The sequence below is a fragment of the Streptomyces sp. NPDC054883 genome, from assembly GCF_053610645.1.
Genome location: NZ_JBSGYT010000044.1, coordinates 1 through 17978, shown reverse-complemented (window position 1 = coordinate 17978; position 17978 = coordinate 1). Strand labels below are relative to the sequence as shown.

Annotated in this window: 18 protein-coding genes; 17 read left to right on the top strand and 1 reads right to left on the bottom strand. The window is 71.6% G+C overall.

The window, feature by feature from the left end:
* Positions 1-2 precede the first annotated feature (2 nt).
* From ACWGH1_RS26955 to ACWGH1_RS26880, 16 genes are all read left to right on the top strand, one after another.
* On the top strand, positions 3-314 hold the full coding sequence (locus ACWGH1_RS26955) for an STAS domain-containing protein (RefSeq protein ID WP_453351776.1): 312 nt from the start codon (positions 3-5) through the stop codon (positions 312-314).
* A 14-nt stretch (positions 315-328) separates the two neighbouring features.
* Positions 329-784: an ATP-binding protein gene (locus ACWGH1_RS26950; protein ID WP_453351792.1), complete on the top strand. Its 456-nt coding sequence runs from the start codon at positions 329-331 to the stop codon at positions 782-784.
* A complete protein-coding gene (locus tag ACWGH1_RS26945) occupies positions 766-2016 on the top strand; it encodes a PP2C family protein-serine/threonine phosphatase (RefSeq protein ID WP_453351775.1) in 1251 nt (416 codons plus the stop codon). Before ACWGH1_RS26950 ends, ACWGH1_RS26945 begins: the two co-directional genes overlap by 19 nt.
* Positions 2016-2762, top strand: coding sequence for an AAA family ATPase (locus tag ACWGH1_RS26940; protein ID WP_453351774.1), 747 nt, complete (start codon positions 2016-2018; stop codon positions 2760-2762). Before ACWGH1_RS26945 ends, ACWGH1_RS26940 begins: the two co-directional genes overlap by 1 nt.
* Before the next feature lie 70 nt (positions 2763-2832).
* On the top strand, positions 2833-3573 hold the full coding sequence (locus ACWGH1_RS26935; RefSeq protein WP_453351773.1) for a type 1 glutamine amidotransferase domain-containing protein: 741 nt from the start codon (positions 2833-2835) through the stop codon (positions 3571-3573).
* 33 nt (positions 3574-3606) lie between these two features.
* Positions 3607-5091, top strand: a complete 1485-nt coding sequence (locus tag ACWGH1_RS26930) for an aldehyde dehydrogenase family protein (RefSeq protein WP_453351772.1) — start codon at positions 3607-3609, stop codon at positions 5089-5091.
* 9 nt (positions 5092-5100) lie between these two features.
* Positions 5101-5715, top strand: a complete 615-nt coding sequence (locus ACWGH1_RS26925) for an NADPH-dependent F420 reductase (protein WP_453351771.1) — start codon at positions 5101-5103, stop codon at positions 5713-5715.
* A complete protein-coding gene (locus tag ACWGH1_RS26920; RefSeq protein WP_453351770.1) occupies positions 5700-6221 on the top strand; it encodes a (2Fe-2S)-binding protein in 522 nt (173 codons plus the stop codon). The genes ACWGH1_RS26925 and ACWGH1_RS26920 overlap by 16 nt, the downstream gene beginning before the upstream one ends.
* Positions 6222-6225: 4 nt before the next feature.
* The gene (locus ACWGH1_RS26915; protein WP_453351769.1) at positions 6226-8631 is read left to right on the top strand and encodes a xanthine dehydrogenase family protein molybdopterin-binding subunit; all 2406 of its coding nucleotides are present in this window, start codon (positions 6226-6228) and stop codon (positions 8629-8631) included.
* Positions 8628-9452, top strand: coding sequence for an FAD binding domain-containing protein (locus ACWGH1_RS26910; protein ID WP_453351768.1), 825 nt, complete (start codon positions 8628-8630; stop codon positions 9450-9452). The genes ACWGH1_RS26915 and ACWGH1_RS26910 overlap by 4 nt, the downstream gene beginning before the upstream one ends.
* Before the next feature lie 30 nt (positions 9453-9482).
* Entirely contained in the window at positions 9483-10742 is a 1260-nt protein-coding gene (locus ACWGH1_RS26905; protein WP_453351767.1) for an MFS transporter, read from the top strand.
* Positions 10739-12217 carry an ATP-binding protein gene (locus ACWGH1_RS26900; RefSeq protein ID WP_453351766.1) on the top strand — a complete coding sequence of 493 codons (1479 nt, stop codon included), beginning with the start codon at positions 10739-10741 and terminating at the stop codon, positions 12215-12217. The genes ACWGH1_RS26905 and ACWGH1_RS26900 overlap by 4 nt, the downstream gene beginning before the upstream one ends.
* A gap of 52 nt (positions 12218-12269) precedes the next feature.
* A complete protein-coding gene (locus tag ACWGH1_RS26895) occupies positions 12270-12611 on the top strand; it encodes a nuclear transport factor 2 family protein (RefSeq protein ID WP_453351765.1) in 342 nt (113 codons plus the stop codon).
* A gap of 85 nt (positions 12612-12696) precedes the next feature.
* Positions 12697-13344, top strand: a complete 648-nt coding sequence (locus ACWGH1_RS26890; protein ID WP_453351764.1) for a TMEM175 family protein — start codon at positions 12697-12699, stop codon at positions 13342-13344.
* Between the two features lie 72 nt (positions 13345-13416).
* Positions 13417-14697 (top strand): IS701 family transposase, encoded by a 1281-nt coding sequence (locus tag ACWGH1_RS26885; RefSeq protein ID WP_453351763.1) that lies wholly within the window; start codon positions 13417-13419, stop codon positions 14695-14697.
* Positions 14697-15854, top strand: a complete 1158-nt coding sequence (locus ACWGH1_RS26880) for an XdhC family protein (RefSeq protein ID WP_453351762.1) — start codon at positions 14697-14699, stop codon at positions 15852-15854. The genes ACWGH1_RS26885 and ACWGH1_RS26880 overlap by 1 nt, the downstream gene beginning before the upstream one ends.
* Before the next feature lie 24 nt (positions 15855-15878).
* Here the strand turns inward: ACWGH1_RS26880 and ACWGH1_RS26875 are convergent, their stop codons facing one another.
* Positions 15879-16244, bottom strand: a complete 366-nt coding sequence (locus tag ACWGH1_RS26875; RefSeq protein WP_453351761.1) for a hypothetical protein — start codon at positions 16242-16244, stop codon at positions 15879-15881.
* 260 nt (positions 16245-16504) lie between these two features.
* On the opposite strand from ACWGH1_RS26875, the gene ACWGH1_RS26870 reads away from it, so the two are divergent.
* A complete protein-coding gene (locus ACWGH1_RS26870) occupies positions 16505-17947 on the top strand; it encodes a GuaB1 family IMP dehydrogenase-related protein (RefSeq protein WP_453351760.1) in 1443 nt (480 codons plus the stop codon).
* Positions 17948-17978: the final 31 nt, after the last annotated feature.

The window sequence follows — 17978 nt, the reverse complement described above, 5'->3', positions numbered from 1 at the left end:
ACATGCCGCTTTCCGTGTCCCTGAGCATCGAGGGCGACACCACCGTGATCGAACTGGCGGGCGAGCTGGACGCCAAGACGGCCCCGGACTTCCACCAGACCATCGAGAAGGCCGCGGGCCACGGCACCAGCACCGTCGAGATCCGGATGGCCGGCGTCGGCTACATGGCCAGTGCCGGACTCCGGTCCCTGGTCTTCGCCCAGCAGAAGGTGGCGGACCACGTCACCATCAAGGTGGTCGGCGCCATCGAGCCCGTGTCCCGGACCATCCGCACCGCCGGACTGGACCGGAGCATCCTGCTCTCCGACGACTGACGGCCGTGGGCGACATGGTCGAACTGGCGAGCAAGCCCTCCGTACTGGACGTGCCGGCGAAGGTCGGGGCACTGGGCGAGATCGCCGCGTTCGTCCTGCGCCTGGCCGGCCGGGCGGGCCTGGGCAAACAGGCCACGTACCGGATCCGGCTGGCCGTGGACGAGCTGGCCACGAACGTCATCATGCACGGGTACCGGGGCGGCGGCGGACGCATCACCGTCCGCGGCCACTCCGGTCCCGGCGGGGTGCGGATCGTCCTCGAAGACGCCGCACCCCCCTTCGACCCCGTCGAAGGCTGCCTGCCCCCCGCCACCGGGATCCCCCCGGAACGGCGGCGGGTCGGCGGCCTCGGCATCCACCTGGCACTCACCAGCGTGGACGAATTCAGCTACGCACGCATGGACGGCCGGAACATCAGCACTATGACTGTGAAGGCTGAGGGGACGGACCCATGCCCTCCACGACCGTGATCATCCTCGACGAGTACCCGCCTCCCACGCCCGAACTGCTCGACGCGCTCAGGCTGATGGACGCGGAACTCGTGCCCCGCACGCTGACGGAACTGCTGCGCGGCCCGCTTGAAGTGCTGCCCGTCGCGGACGTGCTGCTCGCCCCGGCCGAAGCCGACGGGGAGGACGTACGGACAGCCGTGCGGCGGCTGCGCCGCTGGGCCGGGGCCCCGATCGTGGTCGTCTGGACCGAGACGGAGTTCGCCGCCCTGGAGCACCACGTGCGCCTCGGCCACGACTACCTCGTACCGCCGTTCCTGCCGGCCCTGGTCGGCGCCCGGCTGCACAGCTGCTCCGAGCGGGCCGGGCTCGGCCGCACCCTGCGCGAGGCCGACGCCCGGGCCGAACTGATGGGCTACGAGAAGGAACTGGAGATCGGCCGGGAGATCCAGGCCGGCTTCCTGCCCGAATCGCTGCCCGTCCCGGCGGGCTGGGAGATCGACGTCCGCTTCCGGCCGGCCCGGCAGGTCGCCGGGGACTTCTACGACGTCTTCGAGATGTCCCGGGGCCGCCGGCTCGCGGTGGTCGTCGCCGACGTCTGCGACAAGGGCGTCGGCGCGGCCCTCTTCATGGCCCTCATCCGCTCCCTGCTGCGGCACACCGCCGAGAACAGCGGCCTCCAGCACCTGATGGCGGAGGGCCGCACGGGCGGCAGCCGCCGCACCCCCGTCGTCGGCGCCACCCCACTGCTCAACGCGGTGACCGCCACCAACGGCTACCTCACCCGGAACCACCTGCGGCAGGGCTACTTCGCCACCCTGTTCTTCGGCGTGCTCGACCCGCTCACCGGCAGCCTCGTCTACATCAACGGCGGCCACAACCCGCCCCTGCTGCTGTCCGGCTCCGGTGACGTGCCCGTCCCCCTCGACGTCACCGGCCCGGCCGTCGGCGTCCTGCCCGACTGCGTCTACACCCTCGGCTACGCCCAGCTGAACCCGGGCGACACCCTCTTCGTGTTCACGGACGGGGTACCCGAGGCCCGCTGCCCGGAAGGCACCTTCCTCGGCGACGAGCGGATGCTGGAACTGCTCGCCGGCCCCCCGGTGAGCGGCAAGGACGTGGTCGACCGGATCGACCTGGCGGTGCGCGAGCACACCGGAGCCGCCGAACAGCACGACGACGTCACGATGCTGGCCCTGCACCGGCCACGTGCGGCGCGGGGGCCGCACGTGAACCGAACGGTGGCGGCCTGATGACCCGGACCATCGTGGTGCACTCACACCGCGGCGGTACCGGCAAGTCCTCGGTACTGGCGAACCTCGCGCTGCTGATCGCGGCCGGGGGGAGCCGGGTGGGGGTGGTCGACACCGACATCCAGTCGCCCACCCTGGACCTGCTGTTCCGGATCGGCCCCGGCTCCGGCTCGCTCGTCGACTACCTCCTCGGCCGCTGCGAGATCGAGGCCGCGGCCCAGCAGACCGCGGTGCCCGGGCTGTACGTCGTACCGGCCCGGACCGGGACCGCGGCCCTGCGCGAGCTGATGGCCACCGGTTACGACGTGGGGCTGCTCCCGGAGGGCTTCGACCGGCTGGCCGAGTACTACGCGCTCGACGTGCTGCTGCTCGACACCCACGCCGGGCTCAACAACGAGTCGGTGACCGCCATGGCGAGCGCCGACGTGGTGCTCATCATGGCGCGGGCCGACCGCGTCGACCTGTCCGGGGTCGAGGAGACCATCTCCCTCGCCGGACGGCTGGCCTGCCGGCGGGCGCTCGTGCTGAGCATGGCCCCCGAGGGCGTCGACCGGGTGGACGCCCGGCGGCGGGCCGAGGAGGTCTACGGCGCCCCGCTGGCCGGAATCCTTCCGTACGTACCGGAAATGGCCGCTCTGTACGGCGAGCGCATATTCGCAGAAGCCCATCCCGACCATCCCCTGGTCGGTGAATTCCGCACCATCATCTCGGCGCTGGACGCACGTGACGAAGTATCGCGCGCCTGACGCTCCCCCCTTACGCCCCTCGCGGGCGGCGTGTTGAATCGGCAGCGATTCCAGAACAAGGAGATCAGTCATGAAGATCCTCGTCGTCATGACGGCAAAGGCCACGCTCCATCTGCTCGACGGGGAACAGCACCCCTCGGGATTCTGGGCCGAGGAATTCGTCGTGCCCTACACCCTCTTCCGCGCCGCCGGCCACACCGTGGACGTGGCGACGATCGGCGGCCGGACCCCGACGGTCGACCAGACCAGCATCGACCCGCAGTTCCTCCAGTGGGTCCGGCCCGCCGGCTCTCCCGACGAGGACGCCGCCAACGCGGCCGAGTACGTCCGGGTCATCGAGAACACCCCCCAGCTCAAGAACCCGATCGCGCTCGAAACCCTCGGCGAGAAGGACATCGCCGGCTACGACGGGATCTACGTCAGCGGTGGCCACGGCGCCATCGGCGACCTGCCCAAGTCCGACGAACTCGCGCAGATCCTGCGCTGGGTCATCGCCCAGGACAAGCCGCTGGCCACCGTCTGCCACGGCCACACCTCGCTGCTCGCGCTCCGCGACGGCGAGGGCCGCTGGCCGTTCGAGGGCTACCGGATGACGGCCTTCTCGCACAGCGAGGAGCTCGTCACCAACATGGCCGGCCGGCTCCCGCTGATCCTGGAGGCCGAACTCACCAGACTCGGCGCCCGCTACGAGAAGGCCGAGGCGATCTGGGACTCCCACGTCGTCGTCGACCGCAAGCTCACCACTGGGCAGAACCCCTACTCCTCCAAGGCCCTCGCCGAGACCTTCTTAGCGCAGCTCGCGAAGGGCTGACAGGCCCCCGCACCCCCGAAACGGAAGGCAGCCATGACCAAGCGTGAGCTGAGCGGCCAGCCCCTCGCCAACCCCGGGAAACTCTTCATCGGCGGCAGATGGGTGCCGTCCCAGGACGGCCGGACCGAACCGGACGTCAGCCCCGTGGACGGGCGCGAGATCGTACCGGTGGCCCAGGCCACCGCGGCCGACGCGGACGCGGCCGTCGCCGCCGCCCGGACGGCGTACGAGGAAGGCCCGTGGAGCAGACTGTCCGCCCAGGAACGCGCGCTGCGGCTGAACCGGGTCGGGGAGCTCATCGAGCGGGACCTGGAGGAGATCGCCCTGCTGGAGACGGTGGACATGGGCAAGCCGTTCGCCTTCTCCAGCACGGTCGACGCCCCCATGGCCGCCCAGCTCATGCACTACTACGCGGGCGCGGTCACCCGTGTCGACGGCTCCTCCCGCGCGCCGGCCGGCGGCCAGCTCGCCTACACCCTGCGCGAACCGCTGGGCGTGGTGTGCGCCATCACCCCGTTCAACTTCCCGCTGCTGCTGTCGATGACCAAGATCGCCCCGGCCCTCGCCGCGGGCAACACGGTCGTCCACAAGCCCTCCCCGGCCACCCCGCTCACCGCCCTCAAGATCGCCGAGCTGTTCCAGGAGGCGGAGATCCCGGACGGGGTGCTGAACGTCATCACCGGTCCGGGCGTGGAACTGGGCGAGACCCTCACCGACCACCCCGGCATCGACAAGATCGCCTTCACCGGTTCCACCGCCGTCGGCCAGGCCATCATCCGCAAGTCGGCCGGCACCCTGAAGAAGGTCACGATGGAGCTCGGCGGCAAGTCCGCCAACATCGTCTTCGCCGACGCGGACCTCGACGCCGCCGAGGAACTGGCCTTCTTCGGCATCTACTACAACAAGGGCGAGATTTGCACCGCCGGCTCCCGGCTGCTGCTCCAGCGCCCCATCCACGACGAGCTGGTCGAACGGCTCGTGCGGCGGGCCTCCGCCCTCAAGCCCGGAGACCCCCGCGACCCGGCCACCCTGTTCGGGCCGCTGGCCCACCGCGGCCAGTTCGACAAGGTGAGCTCCTACATCGAGATCGGCGAGAAGGAAGGCGCCGTCCTGCGGACCGGCGGCACCGGCTGGACCCCCGAGGGCGCCTCCAGCCAGGGCCTGTACTTCCTGCCGACCGTCTTCACCGGCGTCGACAACGGGATGCGCATCGCCCAGGAGGAGATCTTCGGCCCGGTCCTGTCCATCATCCCGTTCGACACCGAGGAGGACGCCGTACGCATCGCGAACGACAGCGCGTACGGCCTCGCCGCCGGGGTGCACACCAAGGACCTGCGGCGTGCCCACCGGGTCGCCTCGCAGATCAAGGCGGGCACCGTCTGGGTCAACTGCTACAACCAGTACGACCCCTCCGTGCCCTACGGCGGCTACAAGGCCTCCGGTTACGGCCGTGAGTGCGGGCCCGAATCCCTCGAGAGCTACACCCAGACCAAGTCGGTCTGGATCGGCATGGACTGAGGAGCGTAAATGCGGACAGGCATCATCGGCACCGGGCGGATCGGCACGGTCCTCGCCCGGATCCTGGTCGCCGCCGGGCACGAGGTCGTGCTCGCCAATGCCCGGGGCCCGCAGACCCTGGCCCCGCTGCTGGCCGAACTCGGCCCCACGGCTTCGGCGGCGCACCCCGCCGAGGCCGCCGGCCGGGCCGACCTGCTGGTGCTGATGGTGCCGTTCGACCACGTGCGGGGGCTGCTGCCGCCGCACGTCGTGCAGGACAAGGTCCTGGTGGACGCCACCAACGCCTTCGGCGGCGCCGGGACCCCCGCCGATCTCGGCGGCCGCGGCTCCAGCGACCTGGTCGCCGAGTGGTACCCCGGCGCCCGGGTCGTGAAATCCCTGAACACCATGCATTTCGAGACTCTCGCCGTAGCCGGCACCGCAGAGGGCGAACGACTGGCCCATTTCACGGCCGGCGACGACGGGAAAGCAAAGGAAATCGTCGGGGGAATCATCTCGGATCTGGGATTCGCCCCCGTCGACACCGGCCCGCTGCACTCCGGAGGAATTCTCCAACAGCCCGGCGGACCCCTCTTCAACCGGCCGCTCACGGAAGCGCAGGCGCTCGCATGGATCTCTCACTGAACGTGAACGGAAGACCCGAGCAGTTCTCGGCCCCGCCGAACGAACTGCTCGTGGAACGGCTCCGTGACGGTCTCGGGCTGACCGGGACCAAGGTCGGCTGCGACACCGGCCAGTGCGGCTCGTGCGTCGTCCGGCTCGACGGCAGGTCCGTCAAGAGCTGCCTGGTCCTGACCGCATCGGCCGCGGGCTCCCAGGTGACCACCATCGAAGGGGTCACCACCACCGGCGGCGAGCTCACCGGCCTCCAGGAAGCGCTGCGCCAGGAGCACGGCACCCAGTGCGGCTTCTGCACCCCGGGCATGGTCATGGCCCTCGGCGAACTCGTCGACAACACCGCCGACCGCGAGGCCCCCACCGAGCCCGAGATCCGCGAATGGCTCACCGGCAACCTGTGCCGCTGCACCGGCTACCACAGCGTCGTACGCGGAGTGCAGCGCGCCTGCTCCGCCGCCCGCGCCGAAGAACCCGCCGCCGCGGCGGCCGCCGCGTCCGGACAGGAGGTGTGAGGCCATGACCGCAGTCACGGGGGAGAGCGCTCTCCAGGGCAACGGAGTGCTGGGGCAGCCGCTGGACAGCCGGGAGGATCCGCAGCTGCTGCGCGGCGAGGCGATCTACGTCGCCGACATCGACCTGCCGGGCACCGCCCACATGGCCATCCTCGGCAGCCCGGTGGCCCACGCGCGGATCCTGTCCATCGAGACCAAGGCCGCCGAGCAGCTGCCCGGCGTACTGAAGGTGGCCACCGCCGCCGACTTCACCGACGTCATGCCGCTGCCCTGCATCTGGATACCCGGCGGGGTCGAGAGCCACTTCCCGCCCCACCCCTACGGACTTCCCGGCGCCCGCCCGGTCCTGACCGGCGACGCCGTCCGGCACGTCGGCGACCCGATCGCCGTGGTGGTCGCCGAAACCCCGCGCCAGGCCGCCGCCGCGCTCGCCGCCATCACCGTCGAGTACGAACCGCTGCCCGTGGTCACCCGCGCCGACGAGGCCCTCGCCGAGGGCGCGCCGCAGCTGCACGAGGCCGTTCCGGGCAACCTGAACGCGTACTGGACCTGCGGCGACAAGGACCGCACCGACGCGGCCATCGCCGAGGCCGAGGTCACCGTCGAACTCGACCTCGTCAACCAGCGCACCATCAACAGCCCCATCGAACCGCGCGGCGCGGTCGGCGACTACAACGCGGCCACCGGCGAGTACACCCTCTACGCCTCCACCCAGGGCCCGCACAACCACCGCTTCCTGCTCTCCGCCCTGGTCCTCGGCATCCCCTTCAACAAGCTGCGCGTGATCGCGCCGACCGTGGGCGGCAGCTTCGGCACCAAGGGCTACCTCTACCCCGACATGGCGCTGGTGCTGCTGCTGTCCAAGGCGCTCGGCCGGCCCGTGAAGTGGGTGGACACCCGTACCGGACTGATGAACTCCACCGTCCAGGGCCGCGACCACCGCCAGCACGTCACCCTCGCCGGCAGCCGCGACGGCCGGATCACCGCGGTGCGCGCCACCAGCTACGCCAACCTGGGCGCCTACCCCTCCACCATCGGCCCCGGTGTCGCCACCGCCCTGATGGGACGCTCCATCAGCGGCATGTACGACATCCCCGCCGCCTTCTGCGAGGTCTACGCCGCCTTCACCAACACCGTCTCGCTCGGCGCCCAGCGCGGCAGCGGGCGCGCCGAGGCCGCGTTCCTGATGGAGCGCCTCGTCGACCGGTACGCCTCCGAGATCGGCATGGACCCGGCGGCCGTGCGGCGCAAGAACCTGGTGCCGAAGGAGAAGTTCCCGTACGACAACGGGCTCGGCTGGACCTACGACTCCGGGGACTACCAGCTGAACTTCGACCGGGCCGTGGAGCTGTCGGGATACGCCGACATGCCCGCCCGCAAGGCCGAGGCCCGCGCCCGCGGCAAGCGCCTCGGCGTGGGCCTGGCCACCTACGTCGCCATCTGCGGTGTCGGCCCCTCCACCCGGATGTCGAAGGAGGGCATGCTCGGCGGGACCTGGGAGAGCGCGAACATCCGCGTCCACCCCACCGGCGAGGTCACGGTGACCGTCGGCTCCGCCTCCACCGGCCAGAGCCACGGCACCGTCTTCGCGCAGGTCGCCGCCGACGAACTCGGCATCGACCCGGCGCAGGTGCAGGTCCTGGAGGGCGACACGCAGAAGGCCCCCTACGGGCAGGGCACCTACGGCTCGCGGTCCTACAGCATGGCCGCGCCGGCCGTCGCCCTCACCGCCCGCAAACTCAAGGCGAAGCTGGTCAAGGCGGGCGCCGTCTTCCTGGGGGTCCCCGAGGACAAGGTCGTCTACGCCAATGGCGGCGTCCACGAAGAGGGCAACGAGGAGAACGCGAAGACCTTCGCCGAACTGGCGATGGCCATGTGGTACGGCTGGGGACTGCCGCACGAGATCGAGCCCGCCCTGGACGAGACCACCCACTTCGACCCGCCGGACTTCAACTACCCGTTCGGGACGCACGTCGCGGTGGTCGAGATCGACGAACTGACCGGCGAGACCGAGGTGGTGTCCTACACCGCCGTGGACGACGCCGGCAACATCGGCAACCCGAAGATCGTCCTCGGCCAGATCGAGGGCAGCATCGTGCACGGCCTCGGCCAGGCCCTCATGGAGGCCGCCGAATACGACGAGGACGGGCTGCTCATCAGCTCCGACCTGAACCACTACGCCCTCCCGCGCGCCGCCGACGTGCCCTTCTTCTCCCTCGACAAGACGACCACGCCCAGCCCGCACAACCCGCTCGGGGCCAAGGGGGCCGGGGAGATCGCCACCGTGCCGCCCGCCGCCGCCGTCGTCAACGCCGTCGTGGACGCCCTCTCCGACCTGGGCGTCCGGCACATCGACATGCCGCTCACCCCCGAGAAGGTCTGGCGCCGCATGAGAGGGGAAGCCCAGTGATCCTCACCGAGTTCGACTACGCACGGCCCGTCGGCCTCGAAGAGGCGCTCACCCTCCTCGCCGGCACCCCGGGCGCCCGCGCCCTGGCGGGCGGCCAGAGCCTGCTGCCCGACCTGCGCACCGGCGCCGCCCGGGCCGGGCTGCTGGTCGACGTACGGCACCTGGAGGAACTGCGGGGAGTCGCGACGGCCCCGGACGGGACGCTGCGGATCGGGGCGCTGACCACGCTCGCCGAACTCGCGGCGCACCCGCTGGTGCTGGCGCGGGCCCCGGAGATCGCCGCCGCGGCCCGGGCCAACGGCGACCCCCAGGTCCGCAACCTCGGCACCACCGGGGGGAACCTGGCGGCGACCGGCCGGGCCACCGACCTGCCGGTCGCGGCCATCGCCGCCGGCGCGGAGGCCGAACTGGCCGGGCCGCGCGGGCGGTCCACGGTCGCGGCCGAGGAACTCGCCGCCTCCGGGGTACCGGCGGGCGCCGTGATAACGGCCCTGCTGGTTCCGGCCGGCGGCCCCGCAGCCGCGTTCGAGAAGAGCGCCGACCGGGCCACCCGCTACCCGCTGTGCGCGACCGCCGTACGCATCACCGCCGACGGCCCGCGCATCGCGGTGACCGGGGCCACCGCCCGCGCCCTGCGCCTGCGCGGGGTCGAGGACCGGCTGCGCGGCGGCCCGTACACGACGGACAGCGTGCTCGCGGCCTTCCGCGCCGAACCGCGGGAGCTGTTCATCCCGGGCCGCGGCACCTCGGCCGAGTACCTCGGCCACCTCGCGGGCGTACTGACCGCCCGCGCACTGGCGAGGGCCCAGGCGCTCGCCTGACCAATGCCCACCACGGGGGAGTTGACGAGAGTGGCCGAACCGACCAAGACGACCACGGGGGACATCGTGCACCCGACGGGCCAGCCGGCCAGTGCGCCCAGAGGCTCCGGCTTCTGGGTGGTGGGCGCCGTCCTCGTGCTGCTCATGCTCTCCTCCTCCGTGCCCTCCGCCCTCTACGTGCTCTACCAGCAGAAGTGGGGCCTGTCCTCGGGCACCATCACGGTGGTCTTCGCCCTGTACGCCGTCACCGTGCTGGCCGGACTGCTGCTGTTCGGGTCGCTGTCCGACACCCTCGGACGGCGGCCCGTGCTCGGCGCCGCACTGGTCCTCGCGATCGTGTCGATGGGCCTGTTCGCCGGGGCACAGGGGCTCGGGCTGCTGCTGGCCGCCCGCGCCGTGCAGGGACTGGCGGTCGGCCTGGCCACCGGGGCGATGGGCGCGGCGCTGCTGGAACTGACCCCGCGCTCCAAACCCGCGCTCGGGGCCCAGGTCAACAGCGCGGGCCCCACCGTGGGCATCGGGCTCGGCGGCCTGGGCGCCGGACTCCTGGTCCAGTACGGGCCCGCCCCGACCGTCCTGAGCTACGTCCTGCTGGTCGGGGCCTTCGCGCTCACCCTGGTCGGGGTGGTCCGGATGGGCGAGAGCGCCCCCGGGCTGCGGGGCGGCCGCTTCCGGGTCGCGCCGCACCGGATCCGGATACCGCAGGGCGCGGGCGGCCGCTTCGCCGTCCTGGTGCTCACCATCGTCGCCGTCTGGTCGGTCGGCGGGTTCTACCTCTCGCTCGGCCCGCACCTGGCCCTGTCCCTGCTCCGCAGCACCAACTACCTGGTCGGCGGGGCCACCGTGGCGCTGCTCGCGGGCGCCGCGACCGGCGCCCAGCTGCTGCTCGGCCGCACCGAGGCGCTGCGCACCGCGGTCGTCGGGCTGCTGGGGCTGCTGGCCGGCCTGGCGCTGGTGCTGCTGGCACTCGGACTCGGCTCGGCCCCGGTCTTCCTCGTCGCCACGGCCGTGCTGGGCGCCGGCTGGGGGGCCGCCTTCCTCGGCTCCTTCCGGGCCCTGAGCGCCCTGGCCGAACCCGCACACCGCGGGGAACTCACCGCCGCCGTGTACGTGTTCGCGTACCTGGCCATGAGCGTTCCGTCGGTGCTCGCCGGAATGCTGACCAACATCCACGGGCTGCACCGCACCTCGGTCGGCTTCATGGCCGCCGTCGCCGGAGTGTGCGCGCTGGCCCTGATCGTGACCTTGCGGCTGTCCGCCCGTACCCGGGCAGAGGGGACCACGGCATGAACGGCCCGGAGTTACGGTCGGCGCTGCGCGAGCTGGAGATCTTCGGCGGTCTCACCGAGGAGCAACTGGACTGGCTGGTCTCGGTCTCCGAAGCCCGGGTGCTGGCCGACGGCGAGCTGCTCTTCCGCGACGGCGACGAGGCCACCTGCTTCCACGTGCTGCTCGCGGGCGGACTCGTCGTCACCAAGGTCATCGACGGCCGGGAGGAGGTGCTCACCCGGCACTCCACCGAGGAGGAGAGCGCCGCCGCCGAGGAGCACGACGGCAAGCCCTCCGCCGCGCACCGCTTCACCGGGGAGCTGCCGCTGCTGACCGACGGCTCCTACGTGGCCACCGCCTGCGCGTCGGGCCCCGCGACCACCGTGGTCGGCTACCCGAAGCCGGTGTTCTTCGAGATGCTGACCCGCTGCCACGGTGTGGCGGCCGTCCTGCTGCCCGTACTGGCCTGGCGGATCAAGTCCTCCGAGGTGCAGGCCCGCAAGCGGGCGACCGTGGAGGCACTGGGCACCCTCGCCGCGGGGCTCGCGCACGAGCTGAACAATCCGGCGGCCGCGGTGGCCCGGGCGGCGCAGGAGCTCGCGCCCGCCCTGGACCGGCTGACCCGCACCGCGCACGCCTGGGGTGCGTCCGCCTCGGGGGCCGAACGCTCGCTGCTCGACCGGCTCACCGACGAGCTGGACAAGCTGGCGCCGCCGCAGACCTCCGACCCGCTGGCGCAGGCGGATGCCGAGGAGGAGATCGCCGACTGGGCCGAAGAGGCCGGCACCGAGCGGCCGGGGCTGCTCGGATCGGGCGTCTCGGACCTCGGCCTGGAGCTGGGCTGGCTGCTGGAGCGGCTGGAGGGGATCGGCGAGCCGGCCCTGCCCGCCGCCCTGGACCACCTGGCGGCGCTGCTGGAGATCCGCTCGCTGGCGGCCGAGCTGCGGGCCGCGGGCCCGCGCATCTCCCAGCTGGTCGCCGCCACCCGGGATTACGCCAATCTCGACCGCGCTCCCGAGCAGCGCTTCCCGGTGACGGACGGGCTGGAGAACACGCTGGTCGTGCTCCGGTCGAAGCTCTCCGGCATCACCCTGGTCCGCGAGTACGAACCCGGGCTGCCCGAACTCACGGGCTATCCGGGCGAGCTGAACCAGGTGTGGACCAACCTCGTCGACAACGCCGCCGAGGCCATGGAAGGGGCCGGCACCCTCACCCTGCGCGCCCGGGCGGAAGGCGTCTGCATGGTCGTGGAGGTCATCGACACCGGCCGCGGCATCCCCGAGAACGTCCTGCCCCGGATCTTCGAACCCTTCTACACCACCAAGGACGTGGGCAAGGGCACGGGTCTGGGACTGCACCTCAGCTACCGGATCGTGACGCAGCGCCACCACGGGTCGATCACCGCCCGCTCCCGCCCCGGCGAGACCCGGATGGTCGTACGGCTGCCGCTCGCCACCCCGCCGCAGACAACCGCCGCAGCCGCTCCGGCCAGTTGAGCCGGTCGCGGCACCAGTTGAGTCCGTTCCCATTGAGAGAGTGGAGTCGAACATGGCCACGTACGACATCTCCAAGCTGCACCCGGTCTTCGTCCGCCAGATGGAGGCGCTGGCCGCCCTCGACATCGAGGCGGTCATGAAGAACTACACGGACGACGCGGTGCTGCTGCGCTTCGAGGGGGCCTCGGTGGGGATCGAGGCGGTGCGCGAGACGTTCACCGGCTACCTCTCGGTCAAGCCCACCCTGGTCGAACTGCAGGAGTACGTCGAGACCGAGGACACGATCTTCTACCGGGCGATCATGAACTTGAACGGTCAGCCGGAGCACGCGTTCGGGACACTTGTGGTCCGCGATGGCCGGATCTGGCGCCAGACCGCCGGGTTCGGCAGCTGAGCCCCGAGAACTGGGTAGCGTGTGCGGGGAGGGCGGGGCAGCGCCCTCCCCGCGTGCGCGGAGCGAAGTGACAAAGGGGGAGCCAATGGAGCGCGAAACCGGTCGCGTCGAGGCATTCAGCGACGGCGTGTTCGCCATCGTCATCACGATTCTGGTTCTGGAACTCAAAGTTCCGAAAGAAACGGGGTCGGAGTTCTGGCACGGCGTCTGGGAGCAGTGGCCGCATTACGCCGCCTATGTGGTGAGTTTCCTCATCATCGGCGTGATGTGGGTGAACCACCACACCATCTTCAGTCACCTCAAGCGGGTCGACCGTCCGCTGTTGTTCCTGAATCTCCTGGTGCTGATGGTGGTATCGGTGATCCCGTACACGACCACCGTCCTCGCCGAACACCTGATGGAAGAAGGCGGATCTGCCAACGCGGCCGCCATCCTCTACAGTTCGCTCACCGTCGCCTACGCCCTGGCCTTCCTCGCCTTCTGGTGGTACGTCACGCGGGTCGGCCACCTCTTCCACGAACAGGTGGACAAAGAAGGCGCCCGGGCGACGCGAATGCGGTTCGGCCTGGGGGCGATCGCCTACCCCATGACCGTACTCCTGTCCTTTTTCTCCGCACCGCTCACTCTCGGCGCACACTTCCTGATCGCGCTCTACTATGCGGCGAACCAGATCCCGATCCCACTCGTGGTAGAGGAAGAGCGGCTCGCAACTGCCGGCGACCTCAGGAAGTAGCCGCCCTGGCCTACGGCCGTTCTCCGCGGTCAAGTAGGGTATTGGATCTAGCTGGTCGCGGGGGAGGCCCAGATGGCTCGCGTAGTCCTGCCGGAGGATTCCGCAAAGGAAATCTCCGAGTTGATCGACGTCCTGATCTCTCTGTTCTTCGAGTCATTACCCCGGCGGGACCAGCGAAACTGGGCCCGCGTTTATCTCAACGGGCTCGTGCGGACCAATGGGAAGAAAACAATCCGCAACATCGCCGGAACCGGCGCCAGTTCCGTCGAGCAGAGTCTCCAGCAGTTCATCAGCAAGTCCCCGTGGGACTGGACCCCCGTACGCCGGTCCCTCGCCCAGCACATCGAACGCACCGCCCAGCGGCCGCTGGCCTGGGTGGTGCAGCCGATGGTCATCGAGAAGGCCGGCGACCGCTCCGTGGGCGTGGGGCGGCAGTTCGTCCCCCAGCTCGGCCGCACCGCCAACTGCCAGCAGGCAGGCGGCATCTGGCTCGCCTCCAGCGAGGCCAGCTTCCCGGTCGAATGGACCCTCACCCTCCCCGGGCCCTGGACCAGCGAACTGCTGCGCCGCCGCCGGGCGGGAATCCCCGACACGGCACGCTCGCTCACCCCCGCCCAAGACGCCGTGCACGCGGTCCAGCGCATGGCCGCGACCTGGCAGCTCCAGCGGCGGCCGGTGGTGATGGAGGTCTCCAACAGCGACCTCCCGCAGTGCATCGAGTCCTTCTCGCTCCAGGACATCCCCTTCGTCTTCAAGGTCGACGGCTCGCTGCCCGTCTCCTTCGGCGGGTCCGGGCGCCACAAGCCCGGACCGCACACCGCCCCCGCCCGGGAGCTCATCGACTCGCTGCGCTCCCAGCGCCGCGTCGTCGAATGGACCCGGCACGGCCGCGCCGAGGGCGCGGTGACCCTGCTGACGTCGGCTTCCATCCTCGCCGCCGCCGGCGAGGACCGGCCCGCCGCCACGACGACCGCCCCGCTGCTGCTCCTCGGCGCCTGGACGGAAGCCGCCCTGCTGCCCTCCGAGTTCTGGATCACCAACATCGGGGACCGGCCGCTCGCCCAGCTCTTCCTGCTGGCGAAGCTCACCGACCGGGTCTCCCTGGACTTCGCCGAGACCTGCGAACCCGTCGGGATCCGCGACTTCGAGGGCCGCTCCTTCCGCGGCTGGCACCACCACGCCACCCTCGCCAGCGTCGCCCACGCCGCCCGGCTGCTGGGCAGCGCCGCAGGCCGGCGGCCCGACCCGGTACCACTGCCCTACCAGGGCCCGACCCGGCCCCGCCCGCCCGCCGTCCTGCCGCCGCGGCCGCTCATCCCCGGGCAGACACCCCGCCGCGAATACATCCGCTGATGCTGGACATCGCGGGGGAACTCCGCACCTGGTGCGCCGAGCGGCGCGAGTTCGCGCTGGCCACCGTCGTCGCCGTCAGCGGGAGCGCGCCGCGCGGACCGGGAGCCTCGCTGGCCGTGGACGCCGGGGGCACCGCGCTCGGTTCCCTCTCCGGGGGCTGCGTCGAATCCGCCGTCCACGAGCTGTGCCTGGAGGCGATCGCCACCGGGGAAGGGGGCGTCCACCGCTTCGGGTACAGCGACGACGACGCCTTCGCGGTGGGACTGACCTGCGGCGGGATCCTGGACGTACTGATCACCCCGGTACGCGGGCACGACCCGGTGCGGCCCGTCCTGCGCTCGGTGCTCGACCAGGCCGGGGCCGGCGCGCGGACCGCACTGGCCCGGGTGGTCGCCGGCCCGCCCCGGCAGCTCGGCCGGGCCCTGGCCGTGCGGGCCGACGGCTCCTACGAGGGCCACCTGGGCGGCGGCCCCGCCCTGGACCGGGCCGCCGCCGAACGGGTGCGGGACCTGCTGCTCGCCGGGCGGACCGGCACTGCCGAGCTGGGGACGGCGGGCGGGCTGTGCGGTCAGCCGCTGACCCTGCTGGTCGAGTCGGCCGCCGAGCCGCCCCGGCTGATCGTCTACGGGGCCATCGACTTCGCCGCCGCCCTGGCCCGGATCGGCGCCTTCCTCGGGCACCGGGTCACCGTCTGCGACGCCCGGGCCGTCTTCACCACACCGGCCCGCTTCCCCGACGCCGACGAGGTCGTCGTGGAGTGGCCGCACCGCCACCTCGCCGCCGAGTGGGAGGCGGGCCGGCTCGACTCCCGGACCGCCGTCTGCGTCCTGACCCACGACGCGAAGTTCGACGTACCGCTGCTGTCCCTCGCGCTGCGGCTGCCCCTCGCGTACGTCGGGGCCATGGGGTCGCGGCGCACCCACACCGAGCGGGCCGCCCGGCTGCGGGAGGAGGGCGTGCCCGACGCCGCGCTGGCCCGGCTGCGCTCACCCATCGGCCTCGACCTCGGCGGCGGGACTCCCGAGGAGACGGCCCTGGCGATCGCCGCCGAGTTCACCGCGGTCCGCCACGGCGGCAGCGTGACCCCCCTGGCCGACCGCCACGGCCCCGTTCACCGCCGCGTGCTCCCGGTGGGCGAACCGGCGGGACGGGGCTGAAGGCCCCGGCGTGCGCCGGTCGGGCTAGCCCGACCGGCCCTTGACGTGGTCGAGGACCCGCCGGATCCCGTCGCTGGGGGAGAAGTCGACGTAATCGGTGTCGGTGAGCGCCACGGGCACGTGACCCGGGCCCCAGTAGAAGGCCTGCCCTTCCTCGTAGACCGTTTCCCCGTCGTTCGAGCGCATCAGCAGCCGGCCTTTGAGGAGGTATCCCCAGTGCGGGCACGGGCACATGTCGTCGGGCAGCCCCGTCAGCGCCGGGGCCATGTCCGTGCCCTCGGGCAGGTGGAAGAAGCCCACGCTCAGGTCCCCGCCGATCTCCTCGATCCGGATCTCCAGACCGCCGCCCTCCAGGGCGACGGGCGTCTCGTCCCGCTTCATCGCAGGCATGGTTCCTCCCAGGTGGTGGTCCGCAGGTGCGGGTGCCCCGAGGTCTGTCTCCCTGCCTTCCACTCTCCGCCGCAGCGGACTTCCGGTCGCGCCGAGCCGGCGGCGCGTCCGCCGGACTGGAGGAAGCGACCAGGTGGTCCCTTATGTCCTGGACGATCGGACCGGGCTGCATAAACACCGGGCCATGGGAGAATGAAGTACGTGCGTTTCCTCGGCTGCCCCGTCGAGGGCCAACTCCGATCGACTGGGATGTTCAGCACGTGCGTTTCCTCAATGACCAGAAGCCGCCGTACGACCTGACGTACGACGATGTGTTCATGGTGCCGAGCCGGTCCGCGGTCGGTTCCCGCCAGGGCGTCGACCTCTCCTCGCCCGACGGCACCGGCACCACCATTCCGCTCGTCGTGGCCAACATGACCGCCATCGCGGGACGCCGGATGGCCGAGACCGTCGCCCGCCGCGGCGGCATCGTCGTCATCCCGCAGGACATCCCGATCGAGGTCGTCACCGACGTCATCTCCTGGGTCAAGACGCGCCACCTCGTGCTCGACACGCCCATCACCCTGGCGCCCACCCAGACCGTCGCCGACGCGCTGTCCCTGCTGCCCAAGCGGGCGCACGGCGCCGGAATCGTCGTGGACGCGGACAACCGGCCCGTCGGCGTCGTCACCGACCACGACCTGACCGGCGTGGACCGCTTCACCCAGCTCTCCGAGGTCATGTCGAAGGAGCTGCTGCTCATCGACGCCGACATCGACCCCCGCGAAGCCTTCAACAAGCTCGACGCCGGACACCGCAAGCTGGCCCCGGCCGTCGACCAGGACGGCAGGCTCGTCGGCATCCTGACCCGCAAGGGCGCCCTCCGCGCGACCCTCTACACCCCGGCGACCGACGCCGACGGCAAGCTGCGCATCGCCGCCGCCGTCGGCATCAACGGCGACTTCGTCGGCAAGGCCAAGCAGCTGCTCGACGCGGGCGTGGACACGCTCGTCATCGACACGGCCCACGGCCACCAGGAGTCGATGATCAACGCGATCAAGGCCGTCCGCGCGCTGGACCCCCAGGTCCCGATCGTGGCCGGCAACATCGTCGCCGCCGAGGGCGTCAAGGACCTGATCGAGGCCGGCGCGGACATCATCAAGGTCGGTGTGGGCCCCGGCGCCATGTGCACCACCCGCATGATGACCGGCGTCGGCCGGCCGCAGTTCTCCGCGGTGCTGGAGTGCGCGGCGGAGGCGAAGAAGTACGGCAAGCACGTGTGGGCCGACGGCGGCGTCCGCCACCCGCGCGACGTGGCGATGGCGCTGGCCGCCGGCGCCGCGAACGTGATGGTCGGCTCCTGGTTCGCCGGTACGTACGAGTCGCCGGGCGACCTCCAGCAGTCGGCCGACGGCCGCTTCTACAAGGAGTCGTTCGGCATGGCGTCGGCGCGTGCCGTGCAGAACCGCACCTCGGAGGAGTCGGCGTACGACCGGGCCCGCAAGGGCCTGTTCGAGGAGGGCATCTCCACCTCGCGCATGTTCCTGGACCCGGCGCGGCCCGGCGTCGAGGACCTGATCGACTCGATCATCGCGGGCGTGCGGTCCTCCTGCACGTACGCGGGCGCGGGCTCACTGGCGGAGTTCGAGGAGAAGGCCGTGGTCGGCGTCCAGTCGGCGGCCGGCTACGCCGAGGGCAAGCCCCTGCACGCCAGCTGGAGCTAGCTGCCGTCATCCCGTGGCCCCGGCCCGTCCG